General features: G+C 73.5%; 17 protein-coding genes. 4 read left to right on the forward strand and 13 right to left on the reverse strand.

From position 1 onward, the window contains the following. Window positions 1-34 precede the first annotated feature (34 nt). Entirely contained in the window at window positions 35-1,516 is a 1,482-nt protein-coding gene (locus FHX75_RS05430) for a peptide MFS transporter (RefSeq protein WP_154936949.1), read from the reverse strand. A gap of 217 nt (window positions 1,517-1,733) precedes the next feature. On the opposite strand from FHX75_RS05430, the gene FHX75_RS05435 reads away from it, so the two are divergent. After that, entirely contained in the window at window positions 1,734-2,075 is a 342-nt protein-coding gene (locus FHX75_RS05435) for an RNA polymerase-binding protein RbpA (protein WP_007070998.1), read from the forward strand. Between the two features lie 65 nt (window positions 2,076-2,140). On the opposite strand, the gene FHX75_RS05440 is transcribed toward FHX75_RS05435, so the two are convergent. From FHX75_RS05440 to lnt, 3 genes are all read right to left on the reverse strand, one after another. Continuing rightward, on the reverse strand, window positions 2,141-2,686 hold the full coding sequence (locus FHX75_RS05440) for an FxsA family protein (protein WP_154936950.1): 546 nt from the start codon (window positions 2,684-2,686) through the stop codon (window positions 2,141-2,143). A gap of 98 nt (window positions 2,687-2,784) precedes the next feature. Continuing rightward, window positions 2,785-3,567: a polyprenol monophosphomannose synthase gene (locus tag FHX75_RS05445; RefSeq protein WP_246157677.1), complete on the reverse strand. Its 783-nt coding sequence runs from the start codon at window positions 3,565-3,567 to the stop codon at window positions 2,785-2,787. Window positions 3,568-3,594: 27 nt separating this feature from the next. Continuing rightward, the gene (gene lnt, locus FHX75_RS05450; RefSeq protein ID WP_246157856.1) at window positions 3,595-5,166 is read right to left on the reverse strand and encodes an apolipoprotein N-acyltransferase; all 1,572 of its coding nucleotides are present in this window, start codon (window positions 5,164-5,166) and stop codon (window positions 3,595-3,597) included. A 159-nt stretch (window positions 5,167-5,325) separates the two neighbouring features. Here lnt and FHX75_RS05455 point away from each other — a divergent pair, with 159 nt between their 5' ends. Beyond that, on the forward strand, window positions 5,326-6,012 hold the full coding sequence (locus tag FHX75_RS05455) for an alpha/beta fold hydrolase (protein WP_154936952.1): 687 nt from the start codon (window positions 5,326-5,328) through the stop codon (window positions 6,010-6,012). Window positions 6,013-6,410: 398 nt separating this feature from the next. Here FHX75_RS05455 and FHX75_RS05460 read toward each other — a convergent pair whose 3' ends face one another. From FHX75_RS05460 to kdd, 6 genes are all read right to left on the reverse strand, one after another. Further along, window positions 6,411-7,748 carry a glutamate mutase L gene (locus FHX75_RS05460; RefSeq protein WP_154936953.1) on the reverse strand — a complete coding sequence of 446 codons (1,338 nt, stop codon included), beginning with the start codon at window positions 7,746-7,748 and terminating at the stop codon, window positions 6,411-6,413. Beyond that, a complete protein-coding gene (gene kal / locus FHX75_RS05465) occupies window positions 7,745-8,137 on the reverse strand; it encodes a 3-aminobutyryl-CoA ammonia lyase (RefSeq protein ID WP_154936954.1) in 393 nt (130 codons plus the stop codon). The genes FHX75_RS05460 and kal overlap by 4 nt, the downstream gene beginning before the upstream one ends. Then, the gene (kamE, locus tag FHX75_RS05470; RefSeq protein ID WP_154936955.1) at window positions 8,134-8,895 is read right to left on the reverse strand and encodes a lysine 5,6-aminomutase subunit beta; all 762 of its coding nucleotides are present in this window, start codon (window positions 8,893-8,895) and stop codon (window positions 8,134-8,136) included. The genes kal and kamE overlap by 4 nt, the downstream gene beginning before the upstream one ends. Continuing rightward, window positions 8,892-10,454, reverse strand: coding sequence for a lysine 5,6-aminomutase subunit alpha (kamD, locus tag FHX75_RS05475; RefSeq protein WP_154936956.1), 1,563 nt, complete (start codon window positions 10,452-10,454; stop codon window positions 8,892-8,894). The genes kamE and kamD overlap by 4 nt, the downstream gene beginning before the upstream one ends. Before the next feature lie 64 nt (window positions 10,455-10,518). Further along, entirely contained in the window at window positions 10,519-12,090 is a 1,572-nt protein-coding gene (locus tag FHX75_RS05480; RefSeq protein ID WP_154936957.1) for an amidohydrolase, read from the reverse strand. 5 nt (window positions 12,091-12,095) lie between these two features. Beyond that, complete coding sequence (gene kdd, locus FHX75_RS05485; protein WP_154936958.1) at window positions 12,096-13,157, reverse strand: L-erythro-3,5-diaminohexanoate dehydrogenase; 1,062 nt, start codon at window positions 13,155-13,157, stop codon at window positions 12,096-12,098. Window positions 13,158-13,302: 145 nt separating this feature from the next. Here kdd and FHX75_RS05490 point away from each other — a divergent pair, with 145 nt between their 5' ends. Then, a complete protein-coding gene (locus FHX75_RS05490; RefSeq protein ID WP_154936959.1) occupies window positions 13,303-14,709 on the forward strand; it encodes a KamA family radical SAM protein in 1,407 nt (468 codons plus the stop codon). An 80-nt stretch (window positions 14,710-14,789) separates the two neighbouring features. Here FHX75_RS05490 and FHX75_RS05495 read toward each other — a convergent pair whose 3' ends face one another. Then, complete coding sequence (locus tag FHX75_RS05495) at window positions 14,790-15,125, reverse strand: YnfA family protein (protein ID WP_154936960.1); 336 nt, start codon at window positions 15,123-15,125, stop codon at window positions 14,790-14,792. 62 nt (window positions 15,126-15,187) lie between these two features. Beyond that, a complete protein-coding gene (locus FHX75_RS05500; RefSeq protein ID WP_154936961.1) occupies window positions 15,188-15,379 on the reverse strand; it encodes a CsbD family protein in 192 nt (63 codons plus the stop codon). A gap of 656 nt (window positions 15,380-16,035) precedes the next feature. Here FHX75_RS05500 and FHX75_RS05505 point away from each other — a divergent pair. Then, entirely contained in the window at window positions 16,036-16,602 is a 567-nt protein-coding gene (locus FHX75_RS05505; RefSeq protein ID WP_154936962.1) for a histidine phosphatase family protein, read from the forward strand. A 9-nt stretch (window positions 16,603-16,611) separates the two neighbouring features. Here FHX75_RS05505 and FHX75_RS05510 read toward each other — a convergent pair whose 3' ends face one another. Continuing rightward, a complete protein-coding gene (locus FHX75_RS05510) occupies window positions 16,612-17,103 on the reverse strand; it encodes an Lrp/AsnC family transcriptional regulator (RefSeq protein WP_154936963.1) in 492 nt (163 codons plus the stop codon). Window positions 17,104-17,107 lie beyond the last annotated feature (4 nt).

Consider the following 17,107-nt stretch of genomic DNA (forward strand, 5'->3'; position numbering starts at 1 on the left):
GCCCCGCGCGGCGCCGGGCGCCGGCCGGACGTGGTCAGTGGATGCCGGCCATCAGCCGGGAGATGTGCCGGGTGAACATCACCGCGCCGAGGCCGAGCAGGACCGAGGCCAGGCCGAAGGTGAGGAAGTAGGTCGGCTCGGGCCAGGTCTCGGCGAGCCGGGCCACCTGCCCGCCGATGGCGTCGCCGACGGCGGTGGCGAGGAACCACAGGCCCATCATCTGGCTGGCGTACTTGACCGGGGCGAGCTTGGTGGTGGCGGACAGGCCCACCGGGCTCAGCGAGAGCTCACCGGCGACCTGGATGGCGTACACGGCGACCAGCCACCACGGGGAGACCAGGTCCCCACCGACGGCGGCCTGCGCGGCGGCGGCCATCAGCACGAACGACAGGCCGTTGAGGACCAGGCCGACGGCGAACTTCACCGGCGTGGACACCCGGTGGCCCAGGCGCAGCCAGAGCCAGGCGAACAGCGGCGCCCCGATGATGATCAGGATCGGGTTGACCGACTGGAGCCACGAGGCGGGGAAGGTGAAGCCGAGCACGTCCCGGTCGGTCCGGTCGGCGGCGAAGATGTTCAGCACCGATCCGGCCTGGTCGTAGATCAGCCAGAAGGCGGCGGCGAAGACGAACAGCCACAGGTACGCCTTCATCCGGCTGCGTTCGGTGTTGCTGATCTCCCGGTCGGTGATGATCCGCGCAAAATAGCCGATGGTGATCAGCACGGTGGCGACGGTGAGGGTGTTGACCACGGTGTTGACGGTGAACAGGTCGGCCAGGGCGAGCGCGGCGAGCACCACCAGCAGCACCACGACGCCGATTCCGACGCGGGTCAGCGCGCGGCGCCGGTCGGCGCCCAGCAGCGGGTCGGCGGGGCGCTCGCCGGCGTCGCCGAGGTTGCGCCGGCCCAGCACGTACTGGAGCACGCCGAAGGTCATGCCGATCGCGGCGGCACCGAACCCCAAATGCCAGTTGATCTTCTCGCCGAGGAAGCCGGTGACCAGCGGGGCGATGAACGCGCCCAGGTTGATGCCCATGTAGAAGATGGAGAAGCCGGCGTCGCGGCGGGGCGAGTCGCGGTCGTAGAGCGAGCCGACCATGGTCGAGATGTTGGGTTTGAGCAGCCCGGTGCCGAGCACGATCAGGGTCATCCCGGCGAACACGCTCCACCGGGCGGGGATCGCCATCACGTAGTGCCCGACGGCGATGACCACGCCGCCCCACAGCACGCTGCGGCGGGCCCCGATCAACCGGTCGGCGACCCAGCCGCCGGGCAGCGCCATTAGGTAGACCATGGCGTTGTAGGTGCCATAGACGGCGTTGGCGGTGGACTCCCGCATGCCCAGGCCGTCCTCGGCGACCGCGGCGGTCAGGTAGAGCACCAGGATGGCGCGCATGCCGTAGAAGCTGAACCGCTCCCACATCTCGGTGAGGAACAGCGTCGACAGCGCGCGGGGATGGCCGAAGAAGGTCTTCCCGCCCGGCGGTCGGGCGTCGACCGGCGTGTCACTGGTCATCGTCACCTCCTCCCAACATGGGGCGGCTAACATCCCCGGTGAGCGCCGAAACACTCCACCGATTCGACCCGGCCGGGGACGACCCCGCCGGGTCTCGCCCGTGGCCGGTTACCCTTGCAGGGGCCACCGGCCGGATCACCCAGCCGGGCGGGAATGCCGCGGGGGCGACGGGCCGTTACACGAGTAGACCAGCACCACGAACGAGGGGAAGTCGATCATGGGCGAGCGTATGCTGCGCGGTAGCCGGCTGGGCGCGGTCAGCTACGAATCCGACCGCAACACGGAGCTCGCGCCGCGTCAGACCCGCGAGTACCTGTGCGCCAAGGGTCACCAGTTCGAGGTGCCGTTCGCTGTCGACGCCGAGGTCCCCACGACCTGGGAGTGCAAGTTCGACGGCAGCGTCGCCCGGCTGGTCGACGGCACCGAGCCGGAGCAGAAGAAGGCCAAGCCGCCGCGTACCCACTGGGACATGCTGCTGGAGCGGCGCTCCATCGCCGAGCTGGAGGACATCCTCGCCGAGCGGCTGCAGGAGGTCCGTACCCGCCGCGGCCGCGCCTGAGCGCTCCACCTGACGACGAACGGCGCCCCCGGGAGATATCTCCCGGGGGCGCCGTCGTATGTGTGTCAGGGGCGGCGTGGCTCGACGATCTCACCCTCGATGGCCCGACCCCCGTCGACGACCTGCGGCGGGCCCGCGTCGACGACCTGCCCGTCGACCGTCGGCTCCGACGCGGGCCGGCTGGCGCCGCGGCGCACCCGCACGGTGCGCGGGCCGAACAGGTCACCGGCGACCATCGACGACACCCGGCGCTCGGCGGCACGTTGCACCCCGGCGCGGGCCAGCCGGCGCACCGGCGGCACCAGCAGCAACAGCCCCACCACGCCGCTGACCAGGCCCGGGGTGGCCAGCAGCAGCGCCCCCAGCAGCCCCACCAGGCCGTCGGTGACCTGCCGACCGGGCGGCTGCCGGGCCTCCACCGACGAGCGGAACCCGCGCCAGGCGCGCATCCCCTCCCGGCGCAGCAGTACCAGCCCGAGCAGTGACGCCGCGAACACCAGCAGCACCGCCGAGCCGAACCCGATCGCCCGGCCCACCCCGACGAAGACCGCCAGCTCCAGCACCACCGCCAGCAGCAGGGCCGGTGGCACGAACCTCACGTATCGGCGCATCTCACCTCATCCGCGTCGCGCGGCGCCCGGTCGACGACGCCGCCGTGAACCGGACACGGGGCGGAAACCCCGCCCCTCCAGCATGACACGCCCGGGCGTCACGGCCACCGGCCCGCGACCCGCCGGCCGGGCCACGCCGCCGCCCGCCGGTCCCGCAGCCCCCAGGTGGTGATCCGCCACAGCGCCTCCGCCACGATCAGCGGGCTCATCTTGCTCGCGCCGCGCTCCCGTTCGGCGAACGTGATCGGCACCTCCACGATCCGCACCCCGGCCCGGTGCGCCAGCCGCGACAGCTCCACCTGGAACGAGTAGCCCTGCGAGCAGACCGACTCCAGCTCCATCGCCGTCAGCGCCGTCGACCGGTACACCCGGTAGCCGCCGGTGGCGTCGGAGACCGGCATGCCCAGCGCCAACCGCGCGTACAGGTTGCCGCAGCGCGACAGCAGCAGCCGCCGCAGCGGCCAGTTCAGCACCCGCGCCCCGCGAGTCCACCGGGAGCCGATGACCACGTCGGCGTCACGGGCGGCGGCCAGCAGGGCGGGCAGGTCCTCCGGGGCGTGCGAGCCGTCGGCGTCCATCTCCACCACCGCGTCGTAGCCGCGCCGGCGCGCCCACCCGAACCCGGCCAGGTACGCCGCGCCGAGACCCTCCTTGCCGGGACGGTGCAGCACGTTGACGTGCGGGTCGGTGGCCGCCATCGCCTCGGCGAGGGCGCCGGTGCCGTCGGGGCTGTTGTCGTCGGCGACGAGGATGTCCACCGCCGGCGCGGCGACGCGGACCCGGGCGACGACGTCGGGGAGGTTCTCCGCCTCGTTGTAGGTGGGGATCACCACCAGCACGCGCCCCACCCCGGGGTGGCCCACCGGCACTGGCTCGCTCACCGCACCCCTTCCGCAGCTGCCCCGGCCTCACCGACCGGCGTCGACCTCCCGGCGGCGGCGCAGCCCGCCGGCGGCCACCAGGACCGCCACCGCGAGCCCGGCCAGGGCCAGCTCCGGCCACACACCCGCCCGGGTGGCCGGGGTACGCCCGTCGGCGAGCGCCATCTGACGCAGCACCACCGCGCGGGTGTTGAACCCGGTGGCGCCGCTTACCCGCCCGTCGGGGGTCACGAACCCGGACACCCCGACCGTGGAGGCCATCAACGCGCCCCGGCCGTGCTCGACGGCCCGCAGCCGCACCATCGCCAGCTGCTGGCGGGCCTCGGCGACGTCGAAGGTGGCGTTGTTGGTCTGCACCACCAGCAGCTGCGCCCCACCGTCGACGGTGTCGCGCACCAGGCCGTCGTAGGCGACCTCGAAGCAGATCACGTCGCCGAGCACCGCCGGCCCGGACCGGACCACGCCGGGACGCTCACCGGGCACGAAGTCGTTGCGGACGAGGTCGACCTGCTTGCTGACCATCCGGGCGATCGTGCGCAGCGGCACGTACTCGGCGAACGGGACGGGGTGCCGTTTGGTGTACAGCTGGGACAGGTCCGCCCCGGTGCCCGGGCGCCACAGGATCCCCGCGTTGCGCACCTGTCCCCGGTCGGGGCCGAGCAGCACCGCGCCGACCAGGATCGGCGCGCCGATCGCGTCGGCGGCCTGGGAGATCCGCTCCCCGGCGGCGGCGTTGCGCAGCGGGTCGATGTCGGAGGAGTTCTCCGGCCACACCACCAGGTCGGGGCGGGGCCGCGTGCCGGCGTCGACCCCGGCGGCCAGTTCCAGGGTGGCGTCGACGTGGTTGTTGAGCACCGCCTGGCGTTGGGCGTTGAAGTCCAACCCGAGGCGGGGCACGTTGCCCTGCACGACCGCGACGGTGACGGTCCGGCCGGTGCCGGCGGCGCCGGTGGGCACCAGCAGCGCCCCGCCGGTCAGCGCCAGGGCCGACGCCACCAGCAGCGCCACCGGCGCCCAGCCGCGCCGGTCACGGCCCGGCCAGCGTCGCCACCCGGCGGCGAGCAGCAGCCCACCGGTCAGCGCCACGGCGAACGTCACCAGCGGCGCGCCACCGAGCCAGGCCAGCCGCAGCAGCGGGGAGGTGTCCTGGCTGAACGCCAGCCGCCCCCACGGGAACCCGCCGAACGGGGTGCGGTCGCGCAGCGCCTCCTGCGCCACCCAGAGCAGCCCGGTCACCACCGGCCACGACCAGCGGCGCCGGTCGACCAGCGGCGACACCCACGCGGTCGCGGCGCCGAGCAGCGCCAGGTAGCCGGCCTGCAGCAGCGACAGCAGCACCCACGGCAGGTAGCCGGTGTGCAGGTTGGTCCACTCCAGCATCGGCGCGAACAGCGCCACCCCGGTCAGGAAGCCCAGGCCGGCGCCGGCGCGCAGCCGCCGCCGATGCGCCGCCGCGCCCAGCAGCGCCACCCCCACCGGGGCCAGCGGCCACACCCCGTACGGGGGGAACGCCAGCAGCATCGCCAGGCCGGCGAGCACGGCGGCGGGCACGGCCAGCCGCACCGGCAGCGCGCGCGGTACGTCCGCGCGGCCGGCCACCTCGGCGGCCCGGGTCTCATCCCGGTCGAGCGTCGTCACCGGCACCTCACCACGATCACGCGCCGAAGGCTACCCGGCCGGCGGAGGGGGTTGCCGCCGGCCGGACCGGGTCGTGTCGTACCCGGCTGGCAGGGTGACCGGCATGACAGCGCCCCGACCGTGACGTACGTGCTGATACCCGGCGCCGGCGGCAGCGCCGACTACTGGCACCTGCTGGTCGACGAGCTGCGCCGGCGGGGCCGGGAGGCGGTGGCGGTGGCGCTGCCCGCCGCCGACCCGCACGCCGCGCTGCCCGAGTACGCGGCCGTGGTCCGCGCCGCCGTCGACCCCCACCCGCGGGTGGTGCTGGTGGCGCAGTCGCTGGGCGCGTTCACCGCCCCGCTGGTCGCCGACCATCCGGCGGTGCGGCTGCTGGTGCTGCTCAACCCGATGGTGCCCGCGCCGGGTGAGACCGCCGGGGACTGGTGGGCGGCCACCGGCCACGGCCCGGCCCGCGCCGCGTACGCCGCCGCGCAGGGCCGCGACCCGCACGCCGGCGTCGACCTGGCGGTGGACTTCTTCCACGACGTGCCCGCCGAGGTGACCGCCCGGCTGCTCGACGGCGCGGGCGAGCCGGAGTCGGAGGCGGTGTTCGTCGGGCCGAACCCGCTGCGCCGCTGGCCGGACGTGCCGACGCGGGTGGTGACCGGCCGCGACGACCGGTTCTTCCCGGCGGACTTCCAGCGCCGCCTGGCCGTCGAGCGTCTCGGTGTGCGCCCCGACGAGCTGCCCGGCGGGCACCTGCTGGCGTTGAGCCAGCCACGCCGGCTGGCCGACCTGCTGGAGTCCTACACCCGGGACAACTGAACGGGCGGGAACAGAAATCGGGGCGCGGCATACGCCGCGCCCCGATGCTCCCAGGCCCTCCCCGGCCGGTGGGGCGAGAGTGAGGTGCGCCGACCTTCGGACCGACCGGACGCGGACTGGCTGCCCCCGCCGGGCCGTTGTCTACTGGCCGTGCCTCTCACCCTGCCCGTACACCGGTAACCGCGGCCGGTTCGCGCCGCCCCGCCGACCCCCGCCCGCTGGACCTGGCCGCCGCGACGAGTTGCACCGTGTCGCTCGGCCAGCGGACGAAGGGACGAAGCGAACAACAGCCGCTTCCCGTAGTAGGACTCAAAGACGGTACGGCTTGCACCCCCGCCGCTGTCAACCCACCCCCGGCCAGTCGTGTGTTGCAACACGGCGTGTCGCGTCGGCGCGTCTCAATCCGTGCCGAGATGCCGGCGCAGCAACGCCCGCGCCGCCCCCGAATGGTCCTCGGCGAGCAGCCCGCCGGCGGCCAGCACATAGTCCACATCGACCACCGCGCGCGCCTCCCGGGGCAGCGGCCACCCGCCGGCGTGGTCGGCCAGCACCGCGGCGAGGACCCCGGCGGCGTCCGCGGCGGGCGCATGCCGCAGCACCCCACCGGAACCCACCATCAGCCGCACGTCCCGCAGGTCCCGGCCGGCGCGTTCCCCGGTGGCCGCGCCCCGGGCGTGCCGGCGCAGCGCCACCGTCGCGGCCAGCGCCGCGATCCGCCGGTCGGCGGCCCGCTCCGCGCCGGATTCGGCCAGGAACCCCGGGTCGGCGGCCCGCACCGCCGCCGCCCGCTGCAGAACGTCCTGCTCCCCCACCGCGAGCAGGCGTTCCTCCGCGGCGGCGCGCACCACCCCCGGCGCGCTCCACCGCATCCCCAGGTCCCCCTCGACGGTGCGGGCCCGCCACAGCGTCCCGGCGACCTCCCGGCCCGGCCCGTCGGCCCGCTCGTCCGGGGTGAGCACCGAGTACACGTCGGTGGTGGCCCCACCGACGTCCACCACCGCCAGGTCACCGCCCAGGGTGTCGGCGAGCACCTCCACCCCGGTCAGCACCGCGTCCGGGGTGGCCGCGCGCACCAGCCGCGCGAACCGGGTGCCCCGCGACAGCCGCTTGCCGCCGATGACGTGCCGCAGGAACACCTCGCGGATCGCCGCCCGCGCCGACGCCGGGGCCAGCACCCCGATGCGCGGCAGCACGTTGTCCGCCGCCGTCACCGGGACCCCCGCCCCGGCCAGCACCGCGGACAGCTCGTCGCGGACCGCGACGTTGCCGGCCAGCACCACCGGCACCCGCCAGCGGGCCTTCGCCAACCGGGTCGCGTTGTGCGTCAACACCTCGGCGTCCCCACCGTCGGTGCCACCGACCAGCAGCACCACGTCCGGGCGGGCCGCCCGCAACGCCGTCAGCTCCGCCGCGCCGAGCCGGCCCGCGGCCACATGCACCACGTTCGCGCCCGCCGACAACCCCACCCGCCGGCCGGCCTGCGCGGTGACCAGCGGCTCGTAGCCCACCACCGCCAGGCGCAGCCCACCACCGGCCGACGAGCACACGTACCACGGCAGGTCCCGGGCATTGAGCCCGGCGGTGGCCGCGCCGACCGCGGCGTCCAGGCCGTGCAGCACGTCCGTGCCGACCGTGGTCGGCGCGGACGCCGCCGCGACCAGCGCCGCGCCGTCGAGGTCCACCACCGCGACCTTCGTGTACGTGGACCCGACGTCGGCGCAGACGGCGAGGGTCACGCCGGCGGCGGGACGACCACGGTGCCGGTCGCGGTGACCGCCACGATCGGCGTGTCCAGCACCTCCGCCGCCGACTCCGACCGGTCCGGACGACCCCGGCACACCACCCGCGCCTCGAAGTCGATCGTGCGGCTGCGGGTACCCACCCGGGTCACCGTCGCCGTCACCTCCAACACGTCCCCCGCCCGCATGGCGCTGCGGAACTGCACATCCGAATACGACGCGAACAACCCCTCGTCGCCGTCGGTGCGGATGCACACCTCCGTCGCCACGTCCCCGAACAACCCCAACGCGTACGCCCCGTCGACCAGGTTCCCCGCGTAGTGGGCGTGCGAGTACGGCACATACCGCCGGTGGGTGACGGTCAGCCCGACCCGGGAATCACTCATGCCTTCGCCTTCTTGTTCGTGATCAGCGCGTGCACCAGGTAGCTGGCCACCTCACCCGGGGTGGTGCCCCGGCCGAAGATCCGGTCCACGCCCAACTCGCCGGTCATCGTCTCGTCGAACCGCGGCCCGCCCACGATCAGCAGCGGCCGCTTCCCCGCCGGCATCGCCTCCCGGAACGCCGCGGACATCTCCCGCGTGTTGTGCAGGTGCGCGTCGCGCTGCGTCACCACCTGCGACACCAGCACCGCGTCGGCCTTCTCCACCCGGGCCGCCTCCACCAGCTCCGGCACGCTGACCTGCGCACCGAGGTTGGTGACCTTCAGCTCCCGGTAGTACTCCAGGCCCTTCTCCCCCGCGATGCCCTTCACGTTGAGGATCGCGTCGATGCCCACGGTGTGCGCGTCCGTGCCGATGCACGCCCCCACCACCGACAGCTTGCGCCGCAACCGCTGCTTCACCACCGCGTTGACCTCCTTGGCGCTCAGCAGCGGGAAGTCCCGCTCCACCACCTGCACCGCGGAAAGGTCCACCAGATGGTTCACCCGCCCGTACACCACGAAGAAGGTGAACCCCTCGCTCATCGGCTTGGCGTGCACCAGCATCGCCGGGTCGATGCCCATCTTGTTGGCCAGCTGGATCGCCGCGCCCTCGGCCCGCTTGTCGTGCGGCACCGGCAACGTGAACGACACCTGCACCATGCCGTCACCGGTGGTGTCCCCGTACGGCCGGACGATCTTCTTCTCCGCCGCGGCCGTCACGCGCGGTCCCCTTCCAGGATCTCGGTGGCCGGGTTGTAGTAGTCGGCGTCGTGCGCGGCCACCCCGGCCAGGCCCTTGCCCCGGTCCGCGGGCCGCTTCATGATCCCGAACGTGCCCTCGGCGATCGCCGTCAACAGCGACTGGTCACCGATGCGCTCCAGCAGGTCCAGCGCCTCACCCAGCACCCGGTTGGCGCGCTGCTGGATGAACCCGCCCGGCGCCGGCACGAAGTCCTCGTGCAACCCACCGGCCGCGCCCAGCACGTACCGCACGTTCTGCAGGGCGATGTCCCGGTCCGACAGCCACGGCGTCACCACCGCCTCGGTCATCATCCCCACCAGCAGGATGCCCTGCCCGGTCATGGTGCCCACCAGGTTGAAGAACCCGTCGAGCAGATTGCCGCGGAACACGTCCCCGGTCATGTGCTTCGTCGGCGGCATCCACTTCAACGGCGCGTCCGGGAACAACTCCCGCGCCAACAGCGCGTGCGCCAACTCCAGCCGGAACGACTCCGGCAGATCCGGGTTGATCTCGAACGCGTGCCCCAGCCCCAACTGCCAGTCGGCCAACCCCGCCTCGTGCGCGAAGAACTCGTTGAGCAGCTGCGACACCGTCACCGTGTGCGCCTCGTCCACCGCGTCGGCGGTGGTCAGGTAGTTGTCCTCACCGGTATTGATGATGATCCCCGCCCGGGCGTGCACCTGCCGGGAGAACCGCTGGTCCACGAACGTGCGGATCGGGTTGATGTCGCGGAACAGGATCCCGTACATCGAGTCGTTGAGCATCATGTCCAGCCGCTCCAGGCCGGCCAGGGTCGCCATCTCCGGCATGCACAGACCCGACGCGTAGTTCGTCAGCCGCACGTACCGGCCCAACTCCTTCGACGTCTCGTCCAACGCCGCCCGCATCAACCGGAAGTTCTCCTGCGTGGCGTACGTGCCGGCGAAACCCTCCCGGGTCGCCCCCTCCGGCACGTAGTCCAGCAGCGACTGCCCCGTCGACCGGATCACCGCGATGACGTCCGCGCCGGCCCGCGCCGCGGCCTGCGCCTGCGGGATGTCCTCGTAGATGTCACCGGTCGCGACGATCAGGTAGATCCACGGCCGCTGCGCCGGATCCCCGTACCGCTTCACCAGCCGGTCCCGCTCCGCGCGCCGCCGGTCGATCAACCGGACGCCCGCCCCGACCGCCCGGCGCGCCGCCTTCCGGGCGGCGGTGGCCGCCTTCCCGGAAGGCTGCTGGAACCGCACCGACCCGGCCGCCGCCTTCTGCGCCAGCAACGTCACGTCGCTGATCTGCTCCCGGGCCAGCGCGTCGAACACCGGCGCCGCCACCCCGTGCCCCAACCCGACGTCGGCGACCACCGCGTCGACCAGCCGGTTCACCCACGGAATGCCGTCCGGGTCCGCGCCGGTCACCCCGGCCAGCCGCAACACCGCCCGCTCCACCGACACCGTCGTGTGGCTACGCGCCAGATCCACCACCGGCTGCCCGGCCCGGCGCGCCAACTCCCGCGCCCGCGCCACCAGCACCGGATCCAGGTCGAGCTTGCCCGTCACGCCGTCACCCCGGCCCCACTCGCCGGCGCGACCCGCGCCCGTGCCGCCTCGATGGTTCGCTCGCTCACGCAGACCCTTCCTCATAGATGACCTCACCGCGCAGCACCGTGCGCCGGCACACCGGCAACGGCGTCGGATCCTGCGGACCCCGCAGCTCCGGGTCGTCGGCCTGCAACACCGGCAGACCCCGCTCCACCCCCGCCGGCGTCGACCACACCGCGAACGTCGCCGGCGCCCCCAACGCCAGCACACCCTCGTTGTCCAGGTGCACCGCCCGCCAGCCACCCCGGGTGTGCGCCGCGAACGCCGCCCGCGCACTCATCCGCTGCACCGGGTTGTGATGCGCCGCCGCCGCCCGCACCGAACCCCACGGGTCCAGCGGCGTCACCGGCGAATCCGACCCGAACGCCAACGCCACCCCGACCGCGTGCATCGCCCCCATCGGGTTCGACTCCAACGACCGGTCCAACCCCAACCGCGACTCGTACATCCGACCCGCGCCACCCCACAACCGGTCGAACGCCGGCTGCATGCTCGCCACGATCCCGTACTCCACGAACCCGGCGATCAGCCGCTTGTTCATGATCTCCGCGTGCTCCACCCGGTGCCGCGCCGCCCGCACCCGGTCCGTGCCCAGCTTCTCCGCCGCCGCCGCGAACCCCTGCAACACCGTCGAGATCGCCGCGTCCCCGATCGCGTGGAACCCGCCCTGCATCCCGTGCGCCGCACAGTCCAGCAGGTGGTCACGCACCTCGTCCGCGGAGACGTACCCGTGCCCGCACGAACCCGCGTCACCGTCCAGGTACGCCGACGACACGTGCGCCGTCCGCGACCCCAACGCGCCGTCGGCGAACAGGTCACCACCGGCACCCACCGCGCCCAACTCCCGGGCCCGCGCCGCACCCAGCAGCTCACCCCAGTAGCCGTACACCTCCGGCACCCCGTCGCCCGACACCGCCAGCAGACCGGTGAAGTCCTCCTCGTCGGAGATCTCCGGACCACCGCACTCGTGCACCGCCGCGATGCCCAACGACGCCGCGTGCGCCAACGCCGTCCGCTGCGCCGCCACCCGCTGCGGGCGCGTCACCGACGCGAACGCCGCCGCCCGCACCACGTGGTGCGCGTCCCGACGCAACCACCCCGACGCGTCGTACCCGGCCGCCCGCTCCGCCTCGGGACACGCCGCCAGCAGCGCCGCCGACACCAGCGCCGAATGGATCGACGCCTGCGACAGGTACACCCGCCGACCCCCGGCCGCCCGGTCCAGCGCCGCCGCGTCCGGCAACTGCGGCACCGGCCAGTTCGACTCGTCCCAACCGTGCCCCAGCACCACCGCGTCCGACGGCAACCCCGCCGCGAACGCCGCCACCGCCTCCAGCAGCCCCGCCGCCGACCGCACCCCGGACAGGTCCAACCCCGACAACGCCAACCCCGTGTCCGTGGCGTGCACGTGCGCGTCCACGAACGCCGGCGTCACCAGCGCACCGTCCAGCTCCACCACCCGGTCGGCGGCCGGCGCGTCCCGGTCCGCGCCCAACCAGGCGATCCGGCCGTCGGCCACCAGCAGGGCCGTCGCGCGCGGATCGGCCGGACAGTGCAGCACGCCACCGCGGTACAGAGTCGAGGGGTTCGTCATGACACTCAGTCTGCCGTCAGCCGGGACTCGAACAGAGCGCGGACCCCCGGCTCCGACCGCAGCAGACCCAGCGCCAGCTCGGCGTGACCCGGCACGTAGCCGTTGCCCACCAGCATCGTCACGTCCGCCGCCAGGCCCTCCGCGCCCAACGCCGCCGCCGCGAAGCTCGTCGCCATCGAGAAGAAGATCACCGTGCCGCCGTCCGCCGTGGCCAGCACCGCCCCGTGCTCGCAACCCGGCACGTCCACGCAGACCACCGTCACGTCCGCCGGCACCCCCAGCGCCGTCGTCACCGCCGTCGACAACGCCACCGGATCCCGGGCGTCGGCCAACGCGACCACCGAGGCCAGCCCGGCGTCGGTCAGCGCGTCGCGCTCCGCCGCCACCGGCACCACCCCGACGGTACGACCCGCGCCCGCCCGCCGCGCCGCCGCCAGGGACAGCGACCCGCTCTTGCCGGCCCCACCGATCACCGCCACGGTCACCGGCGTCGGGTCACCGGCACTCCGCCGCTGCTCGACGTACCCGGCAACCACCCGCCCGGTCAGCGCCGGCGCCCCGCACACGTCCAGCACCGCCAGGGACAGCTCCGGGTGCAGGTCCGCCGGGAGGACCGCCGCGATCGACCGGGCGAACAGGATCGCGTACCCGTCGCACGGCACCTGCTCGCTGCGCCCGTCCCAGCGGGCCAGCCCGTCGAGGATGGTCAGCGGGGTCAGGGTCAGCGACACCAGCGTCGCCACCCGGTCACCGGCCGTCAGCTCCAGCGGCGACCGCCGGCCGACCTCCTCCACGGTGCCGATCAGCATGCCGCCCGACCCGGTCACCGGGTTCTGCATCTTGCCCCGGGCGGCGATGATCTCCAGCACCTCGGCGCGGACCTTCTCCCCGTCGCCGCCGTGCTTCTCCGACAACTGCCGGAAGCTCGCCGCGTCCAGGTTCAGCCGCTCGACCCGGATCCGCACCTCGTTCGGCGCGATCCGCGGGTCGGCGTCCAGCCGCCACGCCGCCTGCGGCAGCACCCCCGCCGGTTCCACAACGCGGTGCAGACCCACCGGTGACGTCACGCCGACCTCCCCTGTCAGCCGCGTGAAGCCCCGGCCTGGGCTCGCATCGCGGGAAAACTTCCGGCAGACTAATTTCTTCACCGGATATTTTCCAGTAGCCTACGGGCCGCTGATCATCTGCACCACCACGCACCGAGGAGGGGCCGTGACCCAGACCCAACCGGTTGAGACCATCCCTCAACCCCGTCACGCCCCGGTCGCGACGCCGACCGCCGGGCAGCCGTACGAATACCGCCGCAGCCCCCTGGTCGAACCCGACTGGACCCGCTTCCCCGGCTGGCGCCACGTCACCCGCGACCAGTGGGAGAACGCCCAGTGGCAGCGCGTCAACTGCGTCAAGAACATCAAGCAGCTGCGCACCGTCCTCGGCGACCTCGTCGACGAGACCTTCTACGACGACCTCGCCGCCGACCAGAGCGCCCTGGCGACCATGTCCATGCTGGTGCCGCCGCAGATGCTCAACACCATGGTCCCGTTCGCCCCGATGACCACCGAGGCGTTCCTCGCCGACCCGGTGCGGCGCTACATGATCCCCGTCGCCTCCGACCGGCGCACCGACTGGCCGTCACACCCGTACGCCAGCCGCGACTCGCTGCACGAGCACGACATGTGGGTCGCCGAGGGCCTCACCCACCGCTACCCCACCAAGGTCCTCGCCGAGCTGCTCTCCACCTGCCCGCAGTACTGCGGGCACTGCACCCGGATGGACCTGGTCGGCAACTCCACCCCCGCCGTCGACAAGCTCAAGCTCACCCTCAAGCCCGTCGACCGCTACGACGCCCACATCGCCTACCTCAAGGCCCACCCCGGCGTCCGCGACGTCGTGGTCTCCGGCGGCGACGTGGCCAACGTGCCGTGGCGCAACCTCGAGTCGTACCTGATGCGGCTGCTGGAACTGGAGACCGTCCGCGACATCCGGCTCGCCACCAAGGCGCTGATGGGCCTGCCGCAGCACTGGCTGCAGCACGACGTCGTCGAGGGCCTGGAGCGGGTCGCCCGCACCGCCGCCCGACGCGGCGTCAACCTGGCCATCCACACCCACGTCAACCACGCCCAGTCGATCACCCCGCTGGTCGCCAAGGCCGCCCAGACCGCCCTCGACGTCGGCGTCCGCGACGTACGCAACCAGGGCGTGCTCATGCGCGGCGTCAACGCCACCGCCCCCGACCTGCTCGACCTCTGCTTCGCCCTGCAGGGCGAGGCGGGCATCCTGCCGTACTACTTCTACATGTGCGACATGATCCCCAACGCCGAGCACTGGCGGGTCCCCGTCTGGCACGCCCAGCAGCTCCAGCACGACATCATGGGCTACCTGCCCGGCTACGCCACCCCGCGGATCGTCTGCGACGTCCCCTTCGTCGGCAAGCGCTGGGTACACATGCTCACCGAGTACGACCGCGAACGCGGCATCTCGTACTGGACCAAGAACTACCGCACCTCGATCGAGTCCGCCGACCTGGAGGCGCTCAACAAGCGCTACGCCTACTACGACCCGATCGACACGCTGCCCGAGGCCGGCCAGCAGTGGTGGTCCGCCCACCGCGACGACTGACCCGACCCCGCCATCGCCCGGCACCCGCGCCACGGGGTGCCGGGCGATGGCGTTCGCGGATCGTTCAACGGGCGGAGGGGTCAGCCGGCGCGGGGCGCGTACATGATGACCGCGACGCCGACCAGGCAGATCGCCGCGCCGACCAGGTCCCACCGGTCCGGCCGGAAGCCGTCCACGAGCATTCCCCAGGCCAGCGACCCCGCCACGAACACACCCCCGTACGCGGCCAGGATCCGGCCGAAGTGCGGATCCGGCTGGAAGGTGGCCACGAAGCCGTAGCAGCCCAGCGCGATCACCCCGGCCGCGATCCACCACAGGCCGCGGTGCTCCCGCCAGCCCTGCCAGACCAGCCACGCCCCGCCGATCTCGGCGAGCGCGGCCAGGGCGAACAGCAGCAGGGACCGGGCGACCGTCACGCCCGCCACGCTAACCGAGCGGCCCCCGGGGCACCCCCGGAGACCGCTCGTCAGGTGCTGGGTCAGCGGAACGTGTCGCGCGCCCGGCGACGGGCGTCCCTGGGGTCCCCGCCCGTCTGCCGGGCCCGGGCGGTGCTCTGCTCGGTGGCGCCCTCGCCCCGCAACGGCTCGTTGTCGGTGATGTCGCCGATCCGCTCCTTCGCGACGCCGGTGAGCTGCTGGGCCTTGTTCTTCGCCTTCTCCGTGAAGCTCATGTCGCCTCCTGCTGCTCCGGCGGTGTGCGGGACGCTCCGCCCCGCTTCCCCGGTGCCTCCCCGGTCACCAGGGCCCGAAACCGTGCGTCTCCTGGTCGCGGCTCTGCTGGGCTGTGACCAGGGTCGCGCCGCGTAGGGCATCCTAGGATACTGGTTTGAGGGATGCCCTACGCGGCGCCATCCTGGCGCGCGTCGCGGGGCGCGATGAACGTGCCGGGCGCACCAGGTGGGCTTGGGCCGCCCGGGGGCACGGCTGCCGGCCCGCTGGAATCGGCATGGTCGACTCCGTGTCGGCGACACGGGGGTGTTGCGGGAGGGCGGTTACCGCCACCTCGCCGATATGCGCTCGAGAGGCCACCGCCGGCGGTCACGAGCCCTGCCACGGCATCGGCCTGGCCCGCCGGTCCCCCACCCCAGGGCAACGGGAGCGGACGCGCGTAGCCCACGCTGCGACGGCCAGGAGGCGGCACCCGTGCCGACCTGCTGTGGCCGCCTTCTGTCTACTGGCTCGACCGCCCGCAACGGCCTGACGCGAGCGAACGGCCGCCGCTACAGAGGCCCGGCCGGTCACGCCACCCCCGCTAGGCCGTCCTAGGACAATAGGTGGGTTCGTCACTGTCCGGCCGGCGGCGTCCGGTACTGGTTGACTGGGGGGCATGAGCGAGATCCTCCTCGTCCGGCACGGCGAGACCACCTGGAGCGCCAGCCGTCAACACACCTCGTACACCGATCTGGAGCTGACCCCCGACGGCGAGCGGCAGGCCCGCGCCCTCGGCGGGGTGCTCGTCGGCCGCCGGTTCGCCCGGGTGCTGTCCAGCCCTCGGGCCCGCGCCCGGACCACCGCGCAGCTCGCCGGCCTCACCGTGGACGAGGTGGACGAGGACCTGGTCGAGTGGAACTACGGCGAGTACGAGGGCCGCACCACGGTGGACATCCACCAGGACGACCCGCGGTGGAACATCTGGACCGACGGCTGTCCCGGCGGAGAGACGCCGGAACAGATCGGCGAGCGGGTCGACCGGTTGCTCGACCGGGTCGTTCCCCTGCTCGACCAGGGCAGCGTCGCCCTGGTCGGGCACGCGCACAGCCTGCGCGTCGTGGGCGCGCGCTGGATCGGGCTGCCCCCGTCCGGCGGCGGGAAGCTCCGGCTGGACACCGCCACGGTCTCCGTGCTCGGGCACGAGCACGGGCGTCGTGTCATCCTCCGCTGGAACGGCGGCTGACCGGCCCGCTCAGCCGGCCTCGCCGTTGGCGCGGGGCCGCACCCGGGTCCGCGGGTCGAGGTCGATCTTCGGCGGTCGCCCCTCGTACGGGGTGGAGAGCACCACCGTGGTGCGGGTGGTGACGTTGGCCGCGGTGCGGATCTCCTGGAGCACCCGCTCCAGGTCGGCCGGGCCGGCCACCCGCACCAGCAGCAGGTAGAAGTCCTCCCCCGCCACCGAGTAGCAGGAGTCGATCTCGGGCAGGTGGGCCAGCCGCTCCGGCGCGTCGTCCGGCTGCGACGGATCGAACGGGCGGATCGCCACGAACGCGGTCAGCGGCAGGTCCAGCGCCTCGAACGAGACCCGGGCGGCGTAGCCGTTGATCACCCCGCGCTGCTCCAGCCGGCGGACCCGCTGGTGCACCGCGGAGACCGACAGCCCCACCTTCTCCGCCAGATCCGTGTACGACAGCCGACCGTCAACGGTCAGCGCGGCGACGATGGCGCGGTCGATCTCCTCCACGGCG

The sequence above is a fragment of the Micromonospora palomenae genome (assembly GCF_007829925.1).
Classification (GTDB): Bacteria; Actinomycetota; Actinomycetes; order Mycobacteriales; family Micromonosporaceae; genus Micromonospora; species Micromonospora purpureochromogenes.